This is a genomic window from Dactylosporangium sp. NPDC051087 (assembly GCF_055586325.1).
Genome location: NZ_JBVJIJ010000003.1, coordinates 138408 through 160388 on the forward strand (window position 1 = coordinate 138408; position 21981 = coordinate 160388).

Below are 21981 nucleotides of genomic sequence, written 5' to 3' on the forward strand. Positions count from 1 at the left end.
AGATGCGGACGGGATCCGCACCCCTCGATGCGGATCCCGCTTTTCGCGCGCGGCGCCGTTTCATGCGGCGCCGGACGGGTCGTACACCTCTGTGCTGGTCGCGGACTGGCTGACCCCCGGTGTAACCGCCCCGCCGGGCAGGGCGCTACCCAACCGGGGCCGGCATCGAACATATTGGTGGGGTGTCCGATTTTGCGGAATCAGTACAGGCGGGGAGGTAGCGGCGGACGGCGGTCGCGACGACGACCACGGCCGTGTCGGGTGCCCCGTAGCGGCGCAGAGCCGGCTGGTCCAGAGCGGCGGTGCGGCCGGACACCGTCACCAGCTCGGTGAGCACCACCGTCACCGGGGTGTCGGACACGACGACCTGCCCGTCGGCCGGCAGGTCGGCGTCCTCGACCAGGAACGCGTTGGGGCCGAAGACGCCGGCTACGACGGCGGTCAGCTCCACCTGGACGCCGGGCGCGAGCCGGCGGGTGACCGGCGACGGCCGCACCTCGGGCGTCGGCACCGGGTCGGCGCTGCCGCCGGTGCACGCGCCGGCCAGCATCACGATCGCGAGCGCCGCCGTCAGCCGCATCGATGGCCTCCTGTCAGTGCACGCCGTCCATCATGCGCCTGATCGCGGGGATGAGCGCGGCGAGCAGCCCGCCGAAGAGCAGCGCGGCGGCGCCGAGCGCGCCGAAGTACCACGCCTCCGATTCCGCGTCGTAGTAGCGGGCGAGGACCCCGGACATCGCTGTCCCGAGCGCCACGGACAGGAAGAACAGCGCGACGGTCTGGGTGCGGAACGCCGCCGGCGCGACCTTCGTCGCCAGGGACAGCCCGACCGGCGACAGCAGCAGCTCGGCGATCGTGAAGAGCAGCAGGATCCCGGCGAGCGCGAGCAGCGGCGCGCTGCTGGGCCCGCCGCCGGCGAGCGGCAGGAACGCCAGGAACGCCAGGCCCATGACGGCGGTCCCGGCGGCGAACTTCGCCGGCGTCGACGGCTGCCGGTCGCCGAGCCGCGTCCAGAGGGCGGCGAAGGCTCCGGACAGCACGATGATGAAGACCGGGTTGATCGACTGCACCCACGAGACGGGCATCTCCCAGCCGAGGACCGTGCGGTCCAGCCGCTGGTCGGAGTAGATCGTCACGACGGTGAACTGCTGCTGGTAGAGCGACCAGAACACCGCGCTGGCCACGAACATCGGGATGAACCCGATCATGCGGCGGCGCTCGACCGGGGTGACCGCGCGGCTGGACAGGATGACCACGAAGTACGCGGCGGCCGCGCCGGCGCTGACGACCACGACGGCCGTGGCGAGCCGGGACGCCGGCAGCAGGAACGCGACCACCCCGATCGTCGCGGCGGCGGCGACCCCGACCAGGGCGGCCGCCGGACGTCTCGCGGCCGGCAGCGGGTTGGGCACCTCGCGGGCGGCGCCCGTCAGGTTCCGCCGGCCGATGGTGTACTGGACCAGCCCGGCCGCCATGCCGGCAGCGGCCAGCGCGAAGCCGTAATGGAAGCCCGCGGTCTTCTGCAGCAGGCCGGTGAGCAGCGGCCCGGCCAGCGCACCGAGGTTGACGCCCAGGTAGAACAGCGAGAACCCGGCATCGCGGCGCGGGTCGTCCTCGGCGTAGAGCGTGCCGACGAGCGAGGTCGCGTTGGCCTTGACGCCGCCGCTGCCGATCGCGATGAGCACGAGCCCCACGGCGACACCCGCCAGCCCGGGGACGGTGGCCAGCGCGATGTGCCCCGCCATGACGAGCACGGCGCTGCCGAAGAGCACCCGCTCGGCGCCGAACAGCCGGTCGGCCGTCCACGCGCCGAGGATCGTGGACAGGTAGACCGCGCCGCCGTACGCGCCGACGATGCTCGTGGCGGTCGCCTCGTCGATCCCGAGCCCACCCTCCGAGGCCCCGTAGTAGAGGTAGATCAGCAGGATGCCCTGCATGCCGTAGAACGAGAAGCGTTCCCACAGCTCGACGCCGAACAGGTTGGCGAGGACGGGCGGCTGCCCGAAGAAGGTCCGCTCCTTGCTCATACCGCCGCTCATACCGCGCGCCCTACCCCGGGCTGCCCGGCTCCAACCCGCTCCGCGCCGACTTTCGCATCGACAGCGATAAATTGGCCCCCGGTTCACTCTCGGCGGACCCGTGACCCGGAGCGCAACCCCTGCCGATGCGCGCGCGTGGGACGAGAGGTGGGCTTGGCCGATGAAGCGCCGCACGCGTAATGGCGATGCGCGCCGAGGTGATCCGCTGGACGATGTCGTTCATGGCCGAGCGAGTGATGTTCGTACAGTTGAAAACCGGTCACAACACCGACAAAGGACCCGCCTGGATCAGCCGTGTGCGCTTCAACAAGAGTTGGAAGACGGCCTACTGGCACGGCAGGACCCTCCACCGCTGGCCGGGCATGTTCGACGCCAATTTCTACGACGTCGAAACGCACGAGGAATACTGGCTCTCCGGGCCCCACCGTGACCGGGCCGACACTCGCTACAGCAACATCCGGCCCGAGATCGACGATGATGTCCGTGAGGTGTACGAAGCGTTCCTCCGCGGGGCATCCCTGCCGGGCCGGGAGCGCGGGTAGATCGGACCTGGTGCAGGGACCAGCGTCCATGAGACCACTCGCGGTGCGCTGCCATCGAGAGCTCGCGGGTCCCTATCGTGAGATCATGAGCGTGCAGAGGTTCTGGGAGCTGGTCGAAGCGGCGCGGGTTTCGACGCTGGATCCGGCGGACGCGGACTCGGTGGGGCGGCGCGCACGGGAGCTGCTCGATGCGATGCCGCTGGACGAGGTGGCCGAGCTGGCCCGCGCGGAGTGGGAGTTGCGAGCGCGCTCCTACCGGGTGGACCTGTGGGGTGCTGCCTATCTGATCAACGGCGGCTGCTCAGACGACGGGTTCGAATACTTCCGAGGCTGGCTGATGGCGCAGGGCCGGGACGTGTTCGAGCGGGCTGTGGTCGATCCGGACACCCTCGCCGACGTGCCGGCGGTGCGGGAGGGGCTGGATCTTGAGGCCGAGGACATGTTCGGGGTGGCGCACAGCGTCTACTGGAACCGGACCGGCCAGGCGCTGACGGACACGCCCAGCTACCCGCAGTTGACCGAGTTCTGGGACTTCGACGACGAACACGAGAGGCGCCGTCGACTGCCGCGCCTCGACGCCGTCCTCGACTAGTCCCTGCTCGACAGGCCGATGGGGGAGAAATGTGCGCTTTGCTCTCTGAGGCTCGTCACCTTGGGTGACGAGTCCGTCGGAAGTGGGTCACGGCCCAGGTCTGTGACACTGGTGGGTATGACGGGGACGACGCAGCCGGTGGTCGTGGCGGTCTGCCGCGACGACCAGCACCGCTTCAGCAAGTCCGAGACCGGGCGGATCACGCTGCTGGAGGGCCTCGGCGTCGAGGGTGACGCTCACGCGGGCGTCACCGTGCAGCACCGCTCCCGCGTCGCCGCCGACCCGACCCAGCCCAACCTGCGGCAGGTCCACCTGATCCCCGCCGAGCTGCACGACGAGCTGCGGGAGCAGGGCTTCGCCGTCGCCGCCGGCCAGCTGGGCGAGAACATCACCACCCGCGGCGTCGACGTCCTGGCCCTGCCGCGCGGCACGGTCCTGCGGCTCGGCCCGGACGCCGTCATCGAGGTCACCGGCCTGCGCAACCCCTGCGCCCAGATCAACGACTTCCGCCCCGGCCTGCTCAAGTCCGTCCTCGGCAAGGACGAAGAGGGCCGCCTGATCCGCAGGGCCGGCATCATGGCCGTCGTCCTGCACGGCGGCCCGGTCACCCCCGGCGACGCCATCGAGGTGTCGCTGCCTCCGCCCCCGTACGAGCCACTCGACCGCGTCTGAACGTGCCCCTGTGGGTGTTGTGCGGCGGCAGTAGGTTCGACGGGTGTCGCAGACGCATCAACTGCACGTCGACGGGGGCCGGCTCACCAAGCGGTACGTGTCGTGGTCGCGCGGGGAACACCGCCGGGAGTGGGCCGTGCTGCACCGGGTACATGCGCGACATCCCGACCTGGTGCCCGAACCGCTCGCAGCGGACCTGGACGCCGACCCACCCGCCATCGCCATGGCCCTGCTGCCCGGCACCGCACTGACCGGCGACCCGGACACCGAGCAGCAGGCCGCGCTGGCCCGATCGCTGCGCCGGCTGTGGTCGGTGCCGTGCGCGGACCTGCCCGCCCGGCGAGACCATCCCGCCGAGCTCCACGCGCTGATGAAAGCGCGCACGGCGAGCCTGGACCTGCCGGGCACGGCCGGCGAGGCCGTCCACGCCGCCCGGTCCTTCCTGGCCGGGCTCCGCCTCGGTCCCGCCGGCACCACCGTGCTGGGTCACGCCGACCCGAACCTCGCCAACTACCTGTGGGACGGGCAGCGGATCCGGATCGTCGACTTCGAGGACGCCGGCCGGTCCGACCCCGAGTTCGAACTGGCCGACCTGGTCGAACACCTCGCCGCCCGGCACGCGGACTGGACCGGGTTCCTCACCGGGTTCGACCTCGACGGCGACCGGCTGCTCGACGCCCGGCGGCTCTACGCCGTGTTCTGGCTGCACATGCTCCGTCCCGGCGGCCCCGCCGAACGCCGTAACCCACCCGGGACCCTTGACCGGCAAGCCGGACGACTCCTCGGCCTGCTCAACTGACGCACACTAGGCCGTTCGCAGCGGCGGTGGCCGCAGCACCGTGAGGATCGCCTCGCCGAGATCGTCCGGGCCGCAGTCGCCGGCGATGTCGACGTCGTAGGTCCAGCCGTCGTCTGGCTCGTCGGCCGGCCTGGGCTCCCAGCTGCCGCGGCCGAGGTCGGGCAGCCAGCGGTGGACCGAGACGGTCTCCGTCGTGGCGCGGACGCCGACGTACCTGGCCGCCCGCTGCCACGACCGGAAGGAACGGTACCGGCGCGGCGAGTGCTCCAGGTGGGGTGCCGTCGCCTCCCGCAGCGTCGGCCACGACGTCGGCCACGGCACCTCGCGGCACCTCGCCAGGGCGGCCATGGTGGCCCGGCCGACCGCGGCGGGCGCGATGTCCGGGTAGCCGTCGAGCACGTCGAGGTGCCGGTCCGCCAGCCCGGCGCCGCCGCAGGAGTGCACGGTCTGCAGCAGCAGCCGCCCGTCGATCTCGAACACCGACGCCATCCGCGCCACGGGGTGTCCGGGCACCGTCAGATGCCGAACGGTGCGGCGTAGACGATGGTGCCGGCCGGGACGCCGCTGTCGTCGCCGTCCAGGGCGAGGGCCATGAATGCCTCGTCGGGCACCTCGAACGGCGCCCGGATCCCGAACCGTGAGGCCGGCGTGAAGCCGAACCTCGGGTAGTACTCCGCGTGGCCGAGGACGACGACGGTGCGCTCGCCCATGGCCCGGGCCGCTTCGAGCGCCGCCCGGATCGCGGCCGAGCCGGCGCCCAGCCGCTGCGCCCGGGGCAGCACCGCACACGGCGCGAGCGCGAGCGCCGGCACGCCGCCGATGTGGCAGCGGGTCAGCAGCGCGTGCCCGACCGGCGTGCCGTCCTCCTCGACGGCGAGCACGGACACCCCGTCGATCCAGGCCTGCGGGTCGTCCCGCAGCGCGTCGACGAGATCGGCCTCCGCCGAGGTCGGGAACGCCCCGGCGTTGATGTCGTGCACCGCGCCGGCGTCGCCGGCGGTCTCGGCCCGTGTCTCCCACCCGCTCACGCCCGCATCGTACCGGCGCGCCCGACGCGTTCTGGCCGGTTCCGGTAGCGTCCCGCCATGCCGTCAGCTCCTGGACCGACGGTCCTCGAAGGCCGTCATGTCCGCCTGGAACCGCTTGCCGGGTCCCACGTCCCCGCCCTCTTCGCCGCGGGTGGCGGGGACGACGAGGTCTGGCGGTGGCTGAGCGCGCCGACACCGCGCACCGAACCGGAGCTGCGGGAGATCGTGGCCAGGCGGCTCGAGGACGTCGCCGGCGGGAAGCGGGTGGCGTTCGCCGTGCTGAGTCAGGCGGAGGGCACCGCGATCGGCACCACCAACCTGCACAGCTGGCACGCGGCGGACGGGCGCATCGAGATCGGCGGCACCTGGTTCGGCAGGCGGTGGTGGCGCACCGCGGCGAACACCGAGACCAAGCTCCTGACGATGTCGTACGCCTTCGAGACGCTCGGTTACGCGTCCGTCGGGTGGCGGATCAGCGCGGGCAACCTCCGCTCGCGGGAGGCGATCACCCGCATCGGTGCCACCCCTGCCGGGCAGGAGCCGGGGTCCGCCGCCGAGCCGGGCCTGCTGCGGTACACCATGTCACGGGCCGAGTGGCCCGCGGCGAAGGCGTGGCTGGCCGGGCGGCTCGCGAGCGGTCAGGTCAGCTCCCACGCGACCGGCAGGCCCGCGTCGCCGTCGGTGTAGTCGTGGGCGACGTCGAGGAGTTCGGCCATGCGGGCCTGCCAGGCGATGTTGACCGGCAGGCCGGCGAGTTCGGCGAGCAGCCGCGGGTAGTCGTCGCAGTCGATGACGTGGAAGAGGTCCAGGCCGGAGCGCCAGATCGTCCACCGGTGCGCGCCGGCCCGGTGGATCGCCTGGACGAGCTCGGCGGGGACCTCGCGGTGTGCCCGCTCGTAGGCGGTCTCGGCGCCGGGGCGGAGGCGGGTGTGCAGGGCTACGCGCATCGGGCCGGGCCTTTCACGCGGTGACGTCGAAGCGGTCGACGAGCAGGTACGTGCCGGAGCGTTTGACGCCGCGCAGGGTGTGGGTGCCCGGCGGGAGGCCGCGGGCGCTCCAGACGACCTGCTGGGTCAGGCGCGGGCCGCTCGCGGTGTCGACCGTCGCCCGCAGGGTGCCGTCGAGGTACACGTCGACGAGGCCCTGGTCGCTGTACCGTTCGGAAAGGTAGTCGATGCCGGTGCCGGTGAAGGTGTAGCTGAACGAGGCGCCGTCGGTCGTCGTGTACGAGACGTCGTCGTTGAAGTCGCCGAGACCACGGCCGGTGCTCGTCGACCAGCCGGCGGTGTACGTGGCGGCCGTGTCGTTGCGGCGGACGGTCGTGCCCGCGGCCGGGAAGAGCTGGGTGCTGGGCACCACCTGCGCGGGCGTGTTCGGGCTCGACCAGATGAGTTTCACGTAGGCCTCGCCGCCGCGTTCCGTGTGTTCGAGGCGGATGTCGTACCGGCGGCCGGCGACGAGCGTGACGCCGGCCTGGTCGACGGCCGGGCCGTGCGGGGTGGTGTTGTCCACCAGCAGTTCGCCGCCGACCCAGAGGCGCACGGTGTCGTCGGAGACGACGGTGAACGTGTAGCGCTCGGAGAACCGCGGCTCGATCGAGCCGGTCCAGCGCCCGGCGAAGTTGTCGGTGCCGATGGACGCGGCCGGTGACCCGCCGGACCGCCAGGCGTAGTTCACCGTCGGGTCGGTGCGGGTGACGAGCGGCGCGCCGCTGAAGGTCGGGTTGGGCCAGAACTCCGCCTTGAGGCCGGTCCCGCTGCCGGTCGCCGCCGGTACCGGCGCGGCGATGTCCGCCTCGATGACCGTGGCGATGCTGTTGGTGGGGCCGCCGCCCGGCAGCAGGTCGAAGCCGTCGCCGGCGGTGCGGACCGTGACGGGTGCGGCGCTGCCGAGGACGCGGGCACCGGTGATGGTGAACGGCGAGCGCTGCCGCAGGTGCAGGGTGCCGGCCCAGGCGTTGACGGTCAGGTACAGCTTGCCGCCGCTGCGGCTGACCCGGCCCCACGCGGGCTGCTCGACGAGGCCGGTGTGGCCGGCGCCGTGCACGGCCTTGCTGTTCGTCGCCATCCACGTGCCCACGCCGCGCAGCGCGTCGGCCTGCCCGGCGGTGACCGCGCCGGTGTCCGTCGGGCCGATGTTCAGCAACAGGTTGGCGCTGTTACTCGTCAGTGTCGTCAGGTCCCGAACGAGGGTGGTGGGCGACTTGAACGCCGTGTCCCAGGCCGCGTAGCCCCACGTGTTGTTGATGGTCATGCACGACTCCTGCAGCTGCGCCGCCGGGGGAGCGGCGGCGAGCTCCTGCTCCGGGGTGCCGTAGTCGCCGTCGACGGCGCGGCGCTTGCCGACCCGGTTGTTGATGACGACCTGCGGCGAGATGCCCCGCACGTAGCGCTCCAGGTCCTCGCCGTCCTGCGGGGACCACGGGTTGGTGGGGTTGGTCTCGGTCCATTCGCCGTCGAACCACAGCAGCGCCGGGTCGTAGGCGGTGACCAGCTCCTGGAGCTGGGCCTTCATCGTGGTCACGTAGCGAGGGAAATTAGCGGTGAAGTCCGGGTTGTGCCAGTCCCAGATCGAGTAGTAGAGGCCGAGCTTGATGCCCTGCGCGGTGGCGGCGGTCTTCAGCTCCCGCAGCAGGTCCCGGCCGGGGTCGAGGCTGGAATGGTCGCGCAGGTTCCAGGCGTTGGTGGCGGTGGGCCACATCGCGTAGCCGTCATGGTGTTTGCTGGTGATGACGATGTACTTCTGGCCTGCCTGCTTGGCGAGCTGCACGATCGCGGCGGCGTCGAAGGCGGCGGGGTTGAACGCGGCGGCCTTCGCCTCGTAGTCGCTCCACGGGATGCCGCACTCGCGTTTGATCCATTCCGCGCCACGGCACGAGCCGTACTGTCCCTTGTAGACCGCATACGGTCCGAAGTGGACGAACATGCCGAACCTGGCCTCGTCGAACCACCGCGTGCGCGGCGCGCTCAGCGCGTCGTCGGCGACGAGGTTGTCCCCGGGCGCGGCGGCGACCGGCGCGACCGGCGCCAGCACTCCCGCGGCCATGACGAGCAACGGGATCAGTGCCCTCAACCGCATCGTGCCGCCTCCTGACGCATTGACAGGGACCAACGAGTGCCGTCGAGTTAACATGGGATGTATCTCCCGTGTCAAGCACTTCTCGTGCCGATTCGCGCAGTGACAGGCATTCAGACATCCGATCTTTATCGGTACCTAGGTCGGTTGAGTACGACGACGGATAGCCGCCGAGGCGCGGCAGTACGATGCTGGCAGCCATGGACGAGGACGCGAGCCGACCCGCGCAGGCGGTCGCACAGCTGGTCGCCGCATGGGTGATCGGCGCGCTCGGACTGCCGGCCGCTGGCCTGCTCGTCGCCGCCGCCGTGTACATGCAGGGGGTCGGCACGCTCGTGGTCGGCGCACCCGTCGCCGCCGGCGCCCTCGGGACCCTGCTGTGGCTGACCGTCAGGCACACGGCCGCCGCGTCGACGCTCGGCGGCACGACCGCCGGACACGTGCTGTGGGCGGTGCTCGTGCTGACCTTCGGCGTCCCGCTGTGCGGCGTCGGGTGGGCGCTGACCGGGGGGACGGCCGACACCACGCCGGTCGTGCTGTGCGGCGGCTGCGCGTTCGCCCTGGTCGCCGGGGTACTGCTGCGCGGCTGGCGGGCCCGCGCCGTCGCGCCCGCGACGGTGCTCGTGCTCACCCTCGCCGGTCTCGCGACGCTGAACGGATCCGGGCCGGCGGCGCAGGAACCGCCGTACGTCGTCGCCATCCCCGGCTACCACCCGATGGACACCTCGTTCGGCGGGCACGTCGGCACCGGCGCGTTCCTCCCGGACGTCCCCGAGGTGATCCCGCCGCAGCGCTGGATCACGGTCACCGCCTACGCCCGTGGCGCCGCGATCCACGACCCCGGCCCGTGCGGCGAGACGGCGCGCGGCGGCGGCCTGCAGGGCGCCGAGTGCGCCGCCGAGCCCGACGGTCAGGTCTACCGCCGCGGCGGCGAACGGCACGGCTACCAGCTGGCCTTCGGCGAGCTGCTGGTCGTGGTCGCCGGGCCGCACGCCGTCGACCGTCAGGTGCTGCGCGACACCGCCGCGACGGTCCACCGGGCGACCCCGGCCGAGCTGACCGCGCTGAGCGCCGCGGGCAAGGAAGGCCTCTACACCGCCGAGGCGCCCGGCTACCTCACCCGCGTCCAGGGCGAGCCGCCCGGTGTCACCCTGGAGCCGGCGAACGTGCCACCGGTGCAGAACCTGGGCATCACCATGACGACCGACCGGAACGCCGACCTGTGCCGCGGCGCGTACTGCGTCACCGAACCCGGCGGGCCGGTCTTCCGCGACACCGGCGCCACCCACGGCTACGCGGTGCGCCGCGGCCTGCTCACCGTCACCGTCATGGGCGGCCGCGACGTCGGCACGGCACTGCTGCGGCAGGCGGCGCTCGACGCGCGCCCGGCGACGGGCAGCGAGCTGCCCCCGGTCACGCCGCGGGCGGAGAGCTGGCTCGACCGCCTGCTCACACGGTGACGCCGAGGGCGGTGATGCCGACCTCCCCGTGACACGGTTGCAGCGGCACCGGCTCCAGGAGGACCGGCGCCGGGTCGCCCGGCACGCGGATCTCCGCCCGGAACGGATCGGCGAACCAGGGTCCAGGGCACTCCTCGGTGTTCGCGGTGTGCAGCGGGTTCCACAGCGCGTCGAACGCGACGAACTCGCCGGGTCGCACGACGTACACCTGCGGCGGCCGCAGCTCGACCCGGCTGACCTTCTGCTCGGGCCGCGCCCGCAGGTCCGGCGCGCACTTGGTCGCCATGAACGGGTTGTCCTCGCACCCGCGCCGAACCCCGACCATCGTGAACTGCGCCCACCCGCTGAGCGTGCACACGCCGGACGACCGGTTCGTCAGCGCCACCCGGGCGGCGAACGTCCACGGCGCCGGCACCCCTTCCGAACCCTGGTTCGTGCTGCTCACCCTGAGATCCGCCGCCCTGCAGCCGCGCGTCTGCGGCGCGGCCGCGGAGGTGGTGGGAGCGCTGGTGCGCGGCGCGGTCGGGACCGGTGCGGACGGGATCGGGGCGGACGCCACGACGACCGCGGGCGGCTCCGACGCGGGCCGCGCCTCCACGACCGGCGGGTGCGACGTGTCGCAGGCGGCGACCCCCGCGACCGCCAACGCCAGCAGGACGTGCCGGATCTTCATGGCGCGCACGCTAGCCGCTCAGTGGATCACCGGCGGTCCGGGCGGGATCCGTTCACGAGCCTTTCATTCGGCGGTCGACGAGGTAGGCGATCGCCGCGTCGAGGAGGTCGGCGGTGTCGGTGAACCAGAGGGCGTCGGTGCCGGGGACGGTCAGCAGCCGGGCGTCCGGCAGGTGGGCGGCGAGGTAGCGGGCGTGGCCGGCGTCGACGTTGAGGCAGTTGCGGCGGTGCAGGACCAGCGCGGGCGCGCTGACGGCGGCGAGCAGGTCGCGCACGTCGGTGCCGGTGGCGACGGCCCGGACGGCGGTCGCGGTGGCCGGGCTGGCGGCGCGCCGGCCGATCCGGTTCCACCAGTCGCGGAAGCGGTCGTCGCCGGCGACGCTCGGCGCGGCCTGCGCCACGGTGTCCAGGCCGTGGCCGGACGGGGTCACCGAGTCGCGGATGAGGGTCTCGGTCGTCGCGCGGTCCAGCCCGAACGGGTAGTCCGCCGACCGCGTGTAGGTCGCGTAGCACTGCGCGAGCACGAGCGACCGGACCCGCGAGGGATGCCGGGCGGCGAACGCCAGGGCGACGAGCCCGGTGTCGAAGTTGGCGAACAGGTCGGCCCGCTCGGCGCCGGCGGCGTCCATGACCTGCGCGACGTCGTCGACCCACTGGTCCAGCGGGGCGCGGTGCCCCTCGAGCGGGTCGGACAGCCCGATGCCGTGCCGGTCGAAGCACAGGACGCGCGAGTGCTCGGCGAGCCGGTCCAGCGCCGCCCGCGCCCGCGGCTCGTCGAGCAGCCCGTCGATGGTGAGCATGGCGGGATTCAGGACGACGAGGTCCCCGCCGCCCCGTCCGATGCTGGTGTACGCCGTGGCGCCGCCCCCGCCTGTCGCGTAGCGGACGGCCGGGCCGCCGGAGCGTGCCGCGGCGACCGGCGGCGGCGCGGCTGCGGGGGCGCCGGCCAGGACCGCCGCCTGCGCGTCGTGCAGCGCCCCGCCGGGTGACAGGCCGACCTCGGCGAGCGCGGCCCGCGCGGCGGCCACCGCGTCCAGCGCCTCGGTCTGCCGGCCGAGCCGGTGCAGCGCGCGGATGTAGAGCACCCACAGCGGCTCGTCGAGCGGATCCGTGGCGGTCAGGCGCTCCAGCTCGCCGATCGCCCGGGCCGGTTCGTCACCGGCGACGACGCAGGCGAGGTGCTCCTGGACGAGCAGCCGCCGCTCCCGGCGCCACCCCTGGGTGAGCGCGGCCGCCGCCGTGGTGCCCGGCAGGTCGGGGTCGCCGTGCCACAGCGCCCGGGCCTCGGCGAGCACGGCGGCGGCGACGTCGGGCCGGCCGTCGGCGAGGAGGCGGCGGGCGCGTGCACGGGCGGCGGCGACGATCCCGACGTCGGTCTCGGCGACCGGCACCGCCAGCCGGTAGCCCCGGTGCCCGACCCGCTCGACCCCGGCGCCGGCCGCCCGGATCCGCGACAGGTGCGCGCGCAGCGTCTTGTCCGCCGACGCGGGCGGGTCGTCCCACAGCAGGCCGGCCAGCTCGTCCAGGGTCACGGCCGCGGGCGCGTGGACGGTGAGCACGGCCAGCAGCTCGCGGGCCTTGCGCTCCAGCCGGGGCACGGATTCGCCGGCGGGCGCGCTGACGCCCGCGGTCCCCAGCACCCGCACGATCACGGGCCTCAGCCTATGTCGTGACGACCCTGCCGCCGATGCCGGTGCGCCCGGCCGGGGTGCCGACGAGCTCGACCGTGACGCCGTCGCGGACCTGCTCCCCGAACACGTCGACGACGGCGTCGGTCACGCCGGACACGAGCCGGGCGACGATCTCGCCGGCGTCGGGCCGGTCGAACGCGGCCTCCCGGATCCCGAACGTGACGCTCGGCGCCGGCGCCGCCGCCGGCACGCCGCCGATGCCCCACCGGCCGGGCGGCAGCCCGATCAGCCGCACGACCGCGATGTCGCGGGCCCACTCCCCGTAGACGGCGACGACCGCGTCGGTCAGCCGCTCGATCAGCGCGGTCTCCCGCCCGGCCAGGTCGCGCTCCAGCACGTGAACATCGAGGTGGGGCATACGATCCTCCACGAACGTCTGATCACAAATTACCTTTGACTGCAAAGCTATTGGAGGGGCGTTCGGATGTCAACGGACGACGCGGTCAGGGAGCTGCTGCTGGTGATGCCGCGCATGGTCGGCCGGGTCAAGCGGCTGCCGGTGCCGGAGCAGCTGCGCTCCCTCGACCTGGCGCCGCGACATCTGTCGATGCTGTCGCTGCTGCTGCTCGACGGCCCGCAGACCGTCTCGCAGCTCGCCGCGGCGCTGGGCGTCGAGCCCACGACGGTGAGCCTGATCGTGAGCGACCTGAGCCGCAAAGGCATCCTGGTCCGCCGCGAGGACGACGCCGACCGCCGCCGCCGCATCATCGACATCGACCCCGGCAGCCGTCCCGCCATCACCGCCTGGCTCGCCCCGGGCGCCCACGCCTGGCGCACGGCCCTCGCCCCGCTGACCCCCACCGAGCAGCGCACCTTCGTCGACACGCTGCTCAGGTACGAGGCCGCCGTCACGCCCCCGCCGCAACCGGCATGACGGCGGCGGCGCGGTAGCCTCTGCGCCATGACGAGACGGCCGAAGGCGCCCTCCTCGGACCGGCTCCAGGGGATCCTGGTCAATGCGGCCGAGGTCCCGGAAGCGCTGCGCTCCCGGCTGGAAGCCGGCGTGCGCGCAGTGATCGGCGAGCCGCGGTGACGGCGGCGCTGCTGGACGGTCTGCGCCGGGCCGGGATGCGCGACGTCGTCGCGGTGGAGCCGGTGACGGGCGGCCTCGCCGCGCTCGCGGGCATAGCGACCCGCCGGGACGCGCCACCGGTGTTCGTCAAGGCGTTCGACGACGCGCCCGGCGACGACGTCTTCGTCGCGGAGGCCGACGGGCTGGCGGCGCTGCGCGAGCACGGCGGCGGCGTGGCGACGCCCGACGTGATCCTGGCGGCCCGGGACCTGCTCGTGCTGTCGGTGCTGCGGCCGCGGCCCGGCGACGAGCGGTTCTGGGAGCAGGTCGCGCACGGCACGGCCCGCCTGCACCTGGGCACGACGCACCCGCGGTTCGGCTGGCACCGGGACAACTGGCTGGGGCGGCGCCGGCAGGTCAACACGTGGCACGACGACGGCCACGCCTTCTTCGCGCAGCACCGGCTGCTGCGGTGGCTCACCGAGCCGCGCGTCGTGGCGGCACTCGACCCGGGCGACCGGGCGGCGCTGGAGCGGCTGTGCGACCGGCTGCCCGAGCTGCTGCCGGACCGGCCGGCCTGCCTGACGCACGGCGACTTCTGGGCGTCGAACGTCATGTCCACCACGGACGGCCGTCCCGCACTGATCGACCCGGCCGTGTCCTACACGTGGGCCGAGGTCGACCTCGCGCACATGTGGTCCGCCTCGCCGCCGCCCGAGGCGCGGCGGTTCTTCGCCGTCTACGCGGAGCTGACCTCGCTCGACACCGGCTGGCGGGACCGCATGCCGATCATCCAGCTGCGGCAGCACCTCGCCGTGGTGGCGCAGCTCGACCACGACTGGGGTGCGGCCGACCTGATCCGCGCCACCGTCAAACCGTTCCGCAGGCGGACCTGACCACATCCGGACCGCATCCCGGCCACATCCGGACCCCGCGCGGGACTGCCTAACGTCCCCGGCATGACCACGTACGACATCACGACCGCGGCGATCCGCACCCTGAAACGCCGGTTCAACGGGCAGGTGCTCGCGCCCGGCGACGACGGGTACCACGTCCACCGGCTCGGCTGGAACAGGACCGTCGACTCGCGGCCGGCGATCGTCGCCGCCGCCGAGGACGCGGCGTCGGTGCCGGCGGCGCTGCTCACCGCCCGGGAGCACGGCCTGCCGCTGGCGGTCCAGGCGACCGGCCACGGATCGGTGGTCGCCGCCGACGGCGCGCTGCTGCTGAAGACCTCCGCACTGTCCGGTGTGGACATCGACCCCGCCCGCCGGGTGGCCCGGGTCGGCCCGGGCGCGCTGTGGCAGGACGTCAACCGGGCCGCCGCGGCGTTCGGCCTGGCCGGGGTGGCGGGCCGGTGCGCGACGGTCGGCGTCACCGGGTACACGCTGGGCGGCGGCCAGGGATGGATGTCGCGGACGTTCGGGTTCGCCGCCGACAGCGTGGTCGGCGCGGACGTCGTCACCGCCGGCGGCCGTGTCGTGACCGCCACCGCGCGGCAGCACCCCGACCTGTTCTGGGCGCTGCGGGGCGGCGGCGGCAACTTCGGCATCGTCACGTCGCTGGAGTTCCGCCTGTACCCGGTGCCGCGCGTCTTCGCGGGCATGTCGCTGTACCCGGCCGACCGCGCCCTCGACACGTTCGCCGCCTACCGGGAATGGGCGCCCGGCGAGCCCGCCGGCATGAACACGGCCGTGCTGCTGATGCGCCTGCCGCCGGCGCCGTCGGTGCCCGAACGGCTCCGCGGCCGGCGGGTCCTCGCCGTCCGCGCCTTCCACCACGGCGGCGCCGAGGACGGGCGGCGGGCCCTCGCGCCGCTGCTCGACGCGGCCGGGCCGGCGCTGGTCGACGGGTTCGCGATGCGCACGTTCCCCGACGCGAGCGCCGCCACGAACGGCCCGGACGCGCCGCCGATGGCGAACCGGCAGGAGATCCAGCTGTTGCGCGAGCTGCCCGACGCGGCGCTGCACGCCATGGTCGAGGCCGGGTCCCCGGACTCGCCGCTCGCGTTCGTCGAGCTGCGGCACTGGGGCGGCGCGATGGCCGACCCGGGACCCGGCGCAGGGCCGGCCGGGCACCGCGACGTGCCGTTCTCCGTGATGGCGGTCGCGCCGTACCCGACGCCGGACCGCACCGCCGCCGACGCCGAGCTCGACCGGCTGACGGCGAGGCTGGCGCCGCACGCGACCGGCGGCTCGTTCCTCACCCTGCTCACCGACCGGACGAAGACGGCGACCGCGTTCACCGCGGAGAACCACGCCCGGCTGCGGGCCGTGAAGCGCGCCTGGGACCCCGGCAACGTCTTCCACCTCAACCACAACATCCCGCCGGCCTGACCGGCCCCGACCGAGAGGCAACGACCATGACCACCATCCTTGTCACCGGCGCCACCGGCAGCGTGGGCACGCACGTACTGCGCGAGCTGCGGACGACGGCGGCGAAGGTCCGCGCGTTCGTCCGCGATCCCGCCGGTCCCGCCCTGGACGGCGTCGGGCGCGACGTCGAGCGCTTCGCCGGCGACTTCGAGGACCCGGCGTCGCTGCGCCGCGCGCTCGACGGCGTCGACCGGGTGTACCTGACCGCCGCCGACGGGCCGCGGAAGGTCGCCCACGAGACCGCGGTGATCGACGCCGCCGCGGCGGCCGGGGTCCGGCAGATCGTGCAGCTGTCCGCGATGCACGCCGACCCGGCGTCGCCGCTGCCCGTGTTCCGCTGGCACGGCCTGGTCGAGGCGCACCTGCACCGCTGCGGCGTCCCGCCGGTCGTGCTGCGCCCGGCGTTCTTCATGACCAACCTGCTGATGGTCGCCGAAGGCGTCGCGCACACCGGCAGCCTGTACGCGCCGACGAACGGCCGCAGGGTCGCGATGATCGACCCGAGGGACGTGGCCGCCGCTGCCGCCGCCGTGCTCACCACCGACGGGCACGAGCACCGCACCTACGACCTCACCGGCCCGGCCGCCGTCACGTTCGGCGACGTCACGGCGGCGATCACCGCCGTCACCGGCCGCCCGGTCGGCTCGGTCGACCTGACGCAGGAGCAGGCGCGGCCCAGGTTCGCCGGTGCCGGCCTGCCGGACTGGCTCGCCGAACACCTCGCCGGCGTCTTCGGCTACATCCGCGCCGACCGGTTCGCGGGCACCACCGGCCACGTGGAGGCGATCACCGGCCGCCCGGCGCGCGACGTCGCCGCGTTCGTCCGCGACCACGCCCCGGCCTTCACCCCGCCGGTCACCGTCGGGTAGGTCCCCGGGGCGTCAGTGGTCGCGCAGCAGGCGTCCGGCGCCGGTGACCCGGTCGTCGAGCCCGTGGGAGCGCAGGGCGTGCCACAGCGTGGCGGCGTTGATGGCGACCACGGGCTTGCCGAGCTCCTGCTCGAGGCGGTCGGCGAGGGCGACGAACGACAGGTTGGTGCCGACCTGCACGACCGCGTCGACGTCCGGGGCGTCCAGCTCGGCGACGACGGCGCGCAGCCGGTCGTCGGGGACCCTGGCGATGTCCGGCGCGGTCGGGCAGCGCAGGCCCGTGATGGCGGCGACCTCGAAGCCGGCCTCGGTGAAGAACCGGCCGACTTCGCGGTCGGCGATCGGCTGGTACGGCGAGAACACCGCGAGACGCCGGCAGCCCAGCTCACGGAGGGCGGCCCGGCAGGCGCTCGCACCGGTCGTGACGGGCAGTCCGGTCAGCGAGCGCAGGCGCCGCTCGAACGCGGCGTTGCCCTCCACGCCGCCCCAGAAGGTCTCGGCGGACATGCCCATCACCAGGCGGTCGGGCTCGGCGGTGAGGACGTCGCGGACGGCGGTGCCGATGGAGGCGCGGATCTGCCCGAGGAGCGCGGTGAAGCCGTCGTCGTCGGCCATCGCCGGGTCCGGGATGTACATGGACCCGGCGCGGTAGGCGACGCCCGGCACCCGTGCGGACCAGTAGTCGTGCTCGACGACGGTGTTGGTGCTGGGCACGACGACCCCGAAGACGGCGCGGGGTCCGACGGCGTTGGTCACGGAAACAACCTCCCGACGGTGGTGTCGACGATGCGGTGCGCCCGGGTGCGAGCCGCGGGCCGGTCCAGCAGCAGCGCGTCGAGCAGCAGCGGCGAGACGATCGCCGCGACGGCGTCCTCCCGGTCCGTCGCGGCGACGCCGGCGGCGCGCAGCACGGTGTGGAACGGTGCGAGCAGGTCGCCGACATACCGGTGCCGCAGCTGCACCGCGGACGGGTCGGTCGCCGCCGCGACCACCAGGGCCTGCAGGAACGCGCCGACGGGCCGGTCGCGGAGCCGGTCGCACAGCCCGTCGACGGCGGCGTGCAGGTCCTGGGCCAGGTCGCCGGTCGGCGCGGCGGGCGGCACGGGCGCGACGTCGATGAGGGCGGCGAGCACGGCGCCGGGCGTCGGCCAGTGCCGGTAGACGGTGGAGCGGGACGCGCCGGTGACCTGGTGCAGCCGCTGGGCGGTCAGCGCGGCGGCGCCCTCGGCCAGCAGCAGCTGGAGGGCGGCGGTGAGCACCAGGGTCTCGGTGTCGGTGGTGGGGCCGGCGGGCCGGCCGGGACGGGTCACGAGCGTTGACGGTACACCTTGTACGCGAAACTATTAAGCGATACATTCCGCACCGGAAATTCAGCGCCGACCCTGGAGGCCGCCATGCGCCCACACGTGGAGATCGTCGACGAGCGTGACCTGATCCGGCACGTCGCGGAGTTCCAGCACGCCGCCGGCACCGCAGAGCAACGCAACCTCAGCTACGACGAGGAGGACGGGTCGGCGTCGCTGAAGGTCCGGTTCACCAGCGACTGGTCGCGGCCCGCCGGGGTGCACGACGCCGACACGGAGTGGTTCGTGCTGTCCGGCCGGGTGGTCATCGGCGACGTCACGCTCGGCCCGGAGGGCTACTGGACCGCGCCCGCCGGCGTCTGGACCCCGCCGGTCACCGCCACGGCGGGCACCGAGATCCTGCTGTTCCGCGAGTACGGCGACTGGACCTTCGAGCCCGCCGACCAGGGCCGCGACACGGTGCGCCCCGACCAGCGGCTCGTCGTGCTGGACAGCGCCGCGATGCCGTGGATCGACGTCAAGGACGGCAGCCCGATGCGCTTCGACCTCGGCGGCACGCCGGTGCCGGGGCTGTTCATCAAGCTGCTGCACCGCGACGAGAAGACGGGCTTCTACACCCGGCTCATCAAGGCCAAGCCCGGCTGGCGGGAGGTGCCCCTGGCGCACCACCCGTGCTCCGAGGAGGCGTACTGCCTCGACGGCGGCTTCGACTACAACTTCGGCAAGATGTGGCCCGGCACGTACTTCTGGCGCCCGCCGCTCATCCGGCACGGCGACTTCACCGCCGACGCCGAGACCGGCTGCACGTGGATCGTGCGCTCCGACGCCGACCTCGTCGACTGGTACACCGACAACGCCCGCGTCCAGATGCACGGCGACGCCACCAACTGGGGGGCCGGGTTTCCGCACAGCGCCGCACCGCGTCTCATCGAGCCGGTCCGCTCCCGCAGCGTCGGCCGCTGGAGCGACCCCACCTACCAGTGACGGCCCGACCCCCCTCTACAACCATCGTTGCATAGGTTAGGCTGGCCTAACTCATTCAGCGAAGGGGTGTCAGTGGCGCAGCGCGGGGCCTTGGGCCTGATGACCTGGGGGCTGCGCGAAACGGGCGGCAGGATGTTCGTCGCCTGGCTGTTCGGGCTGACGTACCAGAGCGGCCTGGTGCTGCTGCCGTGGTGCCTCGGCCGCGCGCTGGACGAGGGCATCACCGGACGCGACCGAGGGCAGCTGCTCGGCTGGGCCGGCGCCGTCCTCGGCGTCTCGGTGCTGCTGACGGCCGGTGAGCTGGGCATGCGCTGGTTCTCCGCGATCGGCGCCACCCGCACCGGCAACCGGCTCGTCGCCCGGCTCACGGCCGCCGTGCTGCGCCTGGACCGCGCCGCCGTCGGGCGGTTCGGCCACGGTGACCTCGTCACCCGCGGCACCCGCGACGCCGAGGCCGTGCACACCTGGCTGCGCAGCACACCGTCGCTGCTCAGCGGGGTGCTCGGCTTCTGCGGCGCGGTCGTCGTCGTCGCGCTGCTCGACCCGGCGCTCGCCGTCGTCGGGGTGGCGACCGTGCCGGTGCTGATCCTGGTCAACCTCTGGTACCCGCCGCGCTTCGAACGGGCCAGCCAGCGGGTCTCCGCGGCCCACTCCACCCGCGCCGACGCCGTCGAGGACCTGCTGACCGCCAGCACCGCCGTGCGCGGGCTCGGCGGCGAAGGGGTCCTCGTCCAGCGGCACCACGCGCGCAGCGCCGAGGTCACCAGCGAGACCGTCGCCCTGGCCCGCATCGCCGCCGGCTGGTCCGCGCACGCGCCGTTCGTGCCGGCCATCGCCAGCGCCGTCGGGCTGCTCGCCGGCGGCCTCGCCGTCCTCGACGGGCGGATCAGCGTCGGCACCCTCGTCACCTTCACCACCTGGATGGCGCTGCTCAGCCTGCAGGTCATCACGCTCACCGACCGCTTCGGCGTCATCGGCCTGGCCTGGACCGCCGGCCGGCGCATCGCCGAGGTGCTCGAGGCCGAACCGGCGGTCAGGGAACCGGACAAGCCCGTCCCGCTGCCCAGGACCGGCGACCTCGTCACCGCCGGGCTCCGGGTCGAGCTGCCCGACCGGGCCCCGCTGCACCTGCCCGACCTGCGCGTGCGGCCCGGCGAGTTCGTGGTCCTGACCGGGCTCGTCGGCAGCGGCAAGACGACCCTGCTGCGGCTGCTCGCCCGCCTCGCCGACCCGGCCGGGGGCGCCGTCACCTACGGCGGGGTCGACCTGCGCGACGCCGCCCTCGCCGACCTGCGCCGCACCATCACCATCGTCGGCCAGCGTCCCCAGCTGCTGTCCGGCACGATCCGGGACAACCTCCTGCTCGGCATCGACCAAGGCGCGGATCAGGACGCTGATCTCGCCGCCGCGTGCCACGTCGCGGCCGTCGACCAGTTCGTCGACAGCCTCCCCGACCGCTACGACACCCTCGTCGGCGAGCGCGGCAGCACCCTGTCCGGCGGACAGGTCCAGCGCATCGCCCTCGCCCGCGCCCTGCTGCGGCGGGCTCCCGTGCTGCTGCTCGACGACGTCACCTCCGCCGTCGACGCCGGCACCGAGACCGCGATCCTCGACCGGCTCCGCGGCTGGGCGCCCGGCACGACCGTCGTCGCCGCGACGTCGCGGCCCGAGATGATGGCCCGCGCCGACCGCCTGATCAGCCTCGACCCCAGCGAGGACCCCCGTGAAGCCGTGACCGCCGGGAGCATCAGTGGCTGACGTCCTGCGGCTGTCCGACGAGCCGGACCAGCACCGGGTCCTGCGCCGGGCCTGGCCCTACCTGCGCCCGCACCGTGTGACGCTCGGCGTGGCCGTCGCGGTGAACCTGCTGTCCACGCTCGCGTTCACGCTCGTGCCGGTCGCGATCGGCGGCGCCGTCGACGCGATCCTGGCCCGCGACCGGGACCGGCTGCTGTGGCTCGCCGGCGCCGTCATCGGGCTCGTCGTCGCCCGGATGCTGCTGCTGCGCCTCGCCGAGGTGCTGCTGGTCCGGGCCGGCGAACGCGTCGTACGGGACCTGCGCGACCTCGCGGTCGAGCGGCTCAGCACCGCGCCGCTGCGGTTCGTGGAGACTCACCGCGGCGGCGACCTGCTGCAACGCGTCACGGTCGAGATCGCCGACCTCGCCGCGTTCGTCCGCGGGCAGGTCCCGGACCTCATCTCGCTCACCGGCTACGTCGTGTTCAGCACCGTCGTGCTGCTCGTGTACTCGTGGCCCCTCGCGCTGCTGCTCGCGGCGCTGTTCGTGCCGATGATGTGGCTGCTCGGCCGCCGCTTCCGGGCCGCCGCCGAGCCCGCCTACGCCGCCGAGGCCGCCGCGCAGGCGACCGTGACCGCGACGTACCAGGAAAGCCTCGACGCACGGGAGCAGCTGCAGATCGCCGGGGCGCAGGACCGCTGGCGGGACCGGCTCGAGACCGACCTCACCGCGTTCCAGCGGGCCGTGCGGCGCACCCAGCTGTCGCTGAGCTGGCTGGAGACCGCCTGGATCGTGCAGGGCGTCGTCACCGCCGTGCTGCTCGTCGCCGGCGGCTCCATGGTCGCCTCCGGCGCGCTCACCGTCGGCGCCGTCGTCGTGTTCGTCCTCGCCAGCCGGGAACTGTTCGGGTCCGCCGACGAGCTCACCTACGTGGTCGGCGAGATGGTCGAGTCGAAGGTCGGCCTCGCCCGGGTACTGGACCTGCTGCGGACCACCGAGACGCCGCAGCGGGGGGGGGGGAGGGGAGGGGGGGGGGGGGGGAGGACGGAGGGGAGAATCAGCACGAGGGGGGTGAGTTGCGAGTGCGGCGCCAACCAAAAGGGGGTGCCAAACACCGACGCGAGGGCTT

25 protein-coding genes are annotated in these 21981 nt (G+C 73.8%); 14 read left to right on the forward strand and 11 right to left on the reverse strand.

Annotation, left to right across the window (positions count from 1 at the left end; translation table 11 throughout):
* Nucleotides 1-145 precede the first annotated feature (145 nt).
* Nucleotides 146-580, reverse strand: a complete 435-nt coding sequence (locus ACZ6TV_RS07290) for a hypothetical protein (RefSeq protein ID WP_465296287.1) — start codon at nucleotides 578-580, stop codon at nucleotides 146-148.
* Nucleotides 581-593: 13 nt separating this feature from the next.
* Nucleotides 594-2027, reverse strand: coding sequence for a peptide MFS transporter (locus tag ACZ6TV_RS07295; protein ID WP_465296288.1), 1434 nt, complete (start codon nucleotides 2025-2027; stop codon nucleotides 594-596).
* 197 nt (nucleotides 2028-2224) lie between these two features.
* Here ACZ6TV_RS07295 and ACZ6TV_RS07300 point away from each other — a divergent pair, with 197 nt between their 5' ends.
* The 4 genes from ACZ6TV_RS07300 to ACZ6TV_RS07315 all read left to right on the forward strand — a co-directional run bounded on the left by ACZ6TV_RS07300 (nucleotide 2225) and on the right by ACZ6TV_RS07315 (nucleotide 4644).
* A complete protein-coding gene (locus tag ACZ6TV_RS07300) occupies nucleotides 2225-2581 on the forward strand; it encodes a hypothetical protein (RefSeq protein WP_465296289.1) in 357 nt (118 codons plus the stop codon).
* An 85-nt stretch (nucleotides 2582-2666) separates the two neighbouring features.
* Nucleotides 2667-3173 (forward strand): DUF4240 domain-containing protein, encoded by a 507-nt coding sequence (locus ACZ6TV_RS07305; RefSeq protein WP_465296290.1) that lies wholly within the window; start codon nucleotides 2667-2669, stop codon nucleotides 3171-3173.
* Nucleotides 3174-3290: 117 nt separating this feature from the next.
* Complete coding sequence (locus ACZ6TV_RS07310; RefSeq protein WP_465296291.1) at nucleotides 3291-3845, forward strand: MOSC domain-containing protein; 555 nt, start codon at nucleotides 3291-3293, stop codon at nucleotides 3843-3845.
* 43 nt (nucleotides 3846-3888) lie between these two features.
* Nucleotides 3889-4644 carry a phosphotransferase family protein gene (locus ACZ6TV_RS07315; RefSeq protein WP_465296292.1) on the forward strand — a complete coding sequence of 252 codons (756 nt, stop codon included), beginning with the start codon at nucleotides 3889-3891 and terminating at the stop codon, nucleotides 4642-4644.
* A gap of 6 nt (nucleotides 4645-4650) precedes the next feature.
* On the opposite strand, the gene ACZ6TV_RS07320 is transcribed toward ACZ6TV_RS07315, so the two are convergent.
* Both ACZ6TV_RS07320 and ACZ6TV_RS07325 read right to left on the reverse strand, forming a co-directional pair.
* On the reverse strand, nucleotides 4651-5157 hold the full coding sequence (locus tag ACZ6TV_RS07320; RefSeq protein ID WP_465296293.1) for a hypothetical protein: 507 nt from the start codon (nucleotides 5155-5157) through the stop codon (nucleotides 4651-4653).
* A gap of 2 nt (nucleotides 5158-5159) precedes the next feature.
* Nucleotides 5160-5672 (reverse strand): GNAT family N-acetyltransferase, encoded by a 513-nt coding sequence (locus ACZ6TV_RS07325; protein WP_465296294.1) that lies wholly within the window; start codon nucleotides 5670-5672, stop codon nucleotides 5160-5162.
* Between the two features lie 57 nt (nucleotides 5673-5729).
* Here ACZ6TV_RS07325 and ACZ6TV_RS07330 point away from each other — a divergent pair, with 57 nt between their 5' ends.
* A complete protein-coding gene (locus ACZ6TV_RS07330) occupies nucleotides 5730-6359 on the forward strand; it encodes a GNAT family N-acetyltransferase (RefSeq protein ID WP_465296295.1) in 630 nt (209 codons plus the stop codon).
* Here ACZ6TV_RS07330 and ACZ6TV_RS07335 read toward each other — a convergent pair.
* Nucleotides 6311-6619 (reverse strand): L-rhamnose mutarotase, encoded by a 309-nt coding sequence (locus ACZ6TV_RS07335; protein WP_465296296.1) that lies wholly within the window; start codon nucleotides 6617-6619, stop codon nucleotides 6311-6313. The genes ACZ6TV_RS07330 and ACZ6TV_RS07335 overlap by 49 nt on opposite strands.
* Before the next feature lie 13 nt (nucleotides 6620-6632).
* Entirely contained in the window at nucleotides 6633-8750 is a 2118-nt protein-coding gene (locus ACZ6TV_RS07340) for an alpha-L-fucosidase (RefSeq protein WP_465296297.1), read from the reverse strand.
* Nucleotides 8751-8947: 197 nt separating this feature from the next.
* On the opposite strand from ACZ6TV_RS07340, the gene ACZ6TV_RS07345 reads away from it, so the two are divergent.
* A complete protein-coding gene (locus ACZ6TV_RS07345; RefSeq protein ID WP_465296298.1) occupies nucleotides 8948-10207 on the forward strand; it encodes a hypothetical protein in 1260 nt (419 codons plus the stop codon).
* On the opposite strand, the gene ACZ6TV_RS07350 is transcribed toward ACZ6TV_RS07345, so the two are convergent.
* Genes ACZ6TV_RS07350 through ACZ6TV_RS07360 form a run of 3 tightly spaced genes read right to left on the reverse strand, consistent with a single transcriptional unit; the run spans nucleotide 10197 to nucleotide 12928 of the window.
* The gene (locus ACZ6TV_RS07350) at nucleotides 10197-10880 is read right to left on the reverse strand and encodes a hypothetical protein (protein WP_465296299.1); all 684 of its coding nucleotides are present in this window, start codon (nucleotides 10878-10880) and stop codon (nucleotides 10197-10199) included. The two genes, ACZ6TV_RS07345 and ACZ6TV_RS07350, sit on opposite strands and share 11 nt — an antisense overlap.
* Before the next feature lie 52 nt (nucleotides 10881-10932).
* Nucleotides 10933-12531, reverse strand: coding sequence for a bifunctional AfsR/SARP family transcriptional regulator/alpha/beta hydrolase (locus ACZ6TV_RS07355; protein ID WP_465296300.1), 1599 nt, complete (start codon nucleotides 12529-12531; stop codon nucleotides 10933-10935).
* 10 nt (nucleotides 12532-12541) lie between these two features.
* Entirely contained in the window at nucleotides 12542-12928 is a 387-nt protein-coding gene (locus tag ACZ6TV_RS07360; RefSeq protein ID WP_465296301.1) for a tautomerase family protein, read from the reverse strand.
* A 66-nt stretch (nucleotides 12929-12994) separates the two neighbouring features.
* Between ACZ6TV_RS07360 and ACZ6TV_RS07365 the strand changes: the two genes are divergently transcribed.
* From ACZ6TV_RS07365 to ACZ6TV_RS07385, 5 genes are all read left to right on the forward strand, one after another.
* Entirely contained in the window at nucleotides 12995-13444 is a 450-nt protein-coding gene (locus tag ACZ6TV_RS07365) for a MarR family transcriptional regulator (RefSeq protein ID WP_465296302.1), read from the forward strand.
* Between the two features lie 27 nt (nucleotides 13445-13471).
* Nucleotides 13472-13603, forward strand: coding sequence for a hypothetical protein (locus tag ACZ6TV_RS07370; RefSeq protein ID WP_465296303.1), 132 nt, complete (start codon nucleotides 13472-13474; stop codon nucleotides 13601-13603).
* Nucleotides 13600-14478: a fructosamine kinase family protein gene (locus ACZ6TV_RS07375; protein WP_465296304.1), complete on the forward strand. Its 879-nt coding sequence runs from the start codon at nucleotides 13600-13602 to the stop codon at nucleotides 14476-14478. The genes ACZ6TV_RS07370 and ACZ6TV_RS07375 overlap by 4 nt, the downstream gene beginning before the upstream one ends.
* 63 nt (nucleotides 14479-14541) lie before the next feature.
* A complete protein-coding gene (locus tag ACZ6TV_RS07380; RefSeq protein WP_465296305.1) occupies nucleotides 14542-15918 on the forward strand; it encodes an FAD-binding oxidoreductase in 1377 nt (458 codons plus the stop codon).
* Nucleotides 15919-15944: 26 nt separating this feature from the next.
* Complete coding sequence (locus ACZ6TV_RS07385) at nucleotides 15945-16826, forward strand: SDR family oxidoreductase (RefSeq protein WP_465296306.1); 882 nt, start codon at nucleotides 15945-15947, stop codon at nucleotides 16824-16826.
* Nucleotides 16827-16838: 12 nt separating this feature from the next.
* Here ACZ6TV_RS07385 and ACZ6TV_RS07390 read toward each other — a convergent pair whose 3' ends face one another.
* Both ACZ6TV_RS07390 and ACZ6TV_RS07395 read right to left on the reverse strand, forming a co-directional pair.
* On the reverse strand, nucleotides 16839-17582 hold the full coding sequence (locus ACZ6TV_RS07390) for a maleate cis-trans isomerase family protein (RefSeq protein ID WP_465296307.1): 744 nt from the start codon (nucleotides 17580-17582) through the stop codon (nucleotides 16839-16841).
* On the reverse strand, nucleotides 17579-18136 hold the full coding sequence (locus tag ACZ6TV_RS07395; protein ID WP_465296308.1) for a TetR-like C-terminal domain-containing protein: 558 nt from the start codon (nucleotides 18134-18136) through the stop codon (nucleotides 17579-17581). The genes ACZ6TV_RS07390 and ACZ6TV_RS07395 overlap by 4 nt, the downstream gene beginning before the upstream one ends.
* An 84-nt stretch (nucleotides 18137-18220) precedes the next feature.
* On the opposite strand from ACZ6TV_RS07395, the gene ACZ6TV_RS07400 reads away from it, so the two are divergent.
* The 3 genes from ACZ6TV_RS07400 to ACZ6TV_RS07410 form a co-directional block, all read left to right on the forward strand.
* A complete protein-coding gene (locus ACZ6TV_RS07400; RefSeq protein WP_465296309.1) occupies nucleotides 18221-19114 on the forward strand; it encodes a DUF4437 domain-containing protein in 894 nt (297 codons plus the stop codon).
* Between the two features lie 72 nt (nucleotides 19115-19186).
* Nucleotides 19187-20872, forward strand: coding sequence for an ABC transporter ATP-binding protein (locus ACZ6TV_RS07405; protein WP_465296310.1), 1686 nt, complete (start codon nucleotides 19187-19189; stop codon nucleotides 20870-20872).
* On the forward strand, nucleotides 20865-21981 hold a 1117-nt coding region (locus ACZ6TV_RS07410; RefSeq protein WP_465296311.1), incomplete at its 3' end, for an ABC transporter transmembrane domain-containing protein. The genes ACZ6TV_RS07405 and ACZ6TV_RS07410, both read left to right, overlap by 8 nt.

Bases quoted from the DNA above. Each gene is read 5' to 3' on its own strand.
- ACZ6TV_RS07400 (WP_465296309.1), top strand. From the start codon at position 18,221: ATGCGCCCACACGTGGAGATCGTCGACGAGCGTGACCTGATCCGGCAC.
- ACZ6TV_RS07345 (WP_465296298.1), top strand. From the start codon at position 8,948: ATGGACGAGGACGCGAGCCGACCCGCGCAGGCGGTCGCACAGCTGGTC.
- ACZ6TV_RS07290 (WP_465296287.1), bottom strand. From the start codon at position 580: ATGCGGCTGACGGCGGCGCTCGCGATCGTGATGCTGGCCGGCGCGTGC.
- ACZ6TV_RS07310 (WP_465296291.1), top strand. From the start codon at position 3,291: ATGACGGGGACGACGCAGCCGGTGGTCGTGGCGGTCTGCCGCGACGAC.
- ACZ6TV_RS07295 (WP_465296288.1), bottom strand. From the start codon at position 2,027: ATGAGCAAGGAGCGGACCTTCTTCGGGCAGCCGCCCGTCCTCGCCAAC.
- ACZ6TV_RS07335 (WP_465296296.1), bottom strand. From the start codon at position 6,619: ATGCGCGTAGCCCTGCACACCCGCCTCCGCCCCGGCGCCGAGACCGCC.
- ACZ6TV_RS07305 (WP_465296290.1), top strand. From the start codon at position 2,667: ATGAGCGTGCAGAGGTTCTGGGAGCTGGTCGAAGCGGCGCGGGTTTCG.
- ACZ6TV_RS07350 (WP_465296299.1), bottom strand. From the start codon at position 10,880: ATGAAGATCCGGCACGTCCTGCTGGCGTTGGCGGTCGCGGGGGTCGCC.
- ACZ6TV_RS07370 (WP_465296303.1), top strand. From the start codon at position 13,472: ATGACGAGACGGCCGAAGGCGCCCTCCTCGGACCGGCTCCAGGGGATC.
- ACZ6TV_RS07385 (WP_465296306.1), top strand. From the start codon at position 15,945: ATGACCACCATCCTTGTCACCGGCGCCACCGGCAGCGTGGGCACGCAC.
- ACZ6TV_RS07330 (WP_465296295.1), top strand. From the start codon at position 5,730: ATGCCGTCAGCTCCTGGACCGACGGTCCTCGAAGGCCGTCATGTCCGC.
- ACZ6TV_RS07340 (WP_465296297.1), bottom strand. From the start codon at position 8,750: ATGCGGTTGAGGGCACTGATCCCGTTGCTCGTCATGGCCGCGGGAGTG.
- ACZ6TV_RS07380 (WP_465296305.1), top strand. From the start codon at position 14,542: ATGACCACGTACGACATCACGACCGCGGCGATCCGCACCCTGAAACGC.
- ACZ6TV_RS07360 (WP_465296301.1), bottom strand. From the start codon at position 12,928: ATGCCCCACCTCGATGTTCACGTGCTGGAGCGCGACCTGGCCGGGCGG.
- ACZ6TV_RS07300 (WP_465296289.1), top strand. From the start codon at position 2,225: ATGCGCGCCGAGGTGATCCGCTGGACGATGTCGTTCATGGCCGAGCGA.
- ACZ6TV_RS07365 (WP_465296302.1), top strand. From the start codon at position 12,995: ATGTCAACGGACGACGCGGTCAGGGAGCTGCTGCTGGTGATGCCGCGC.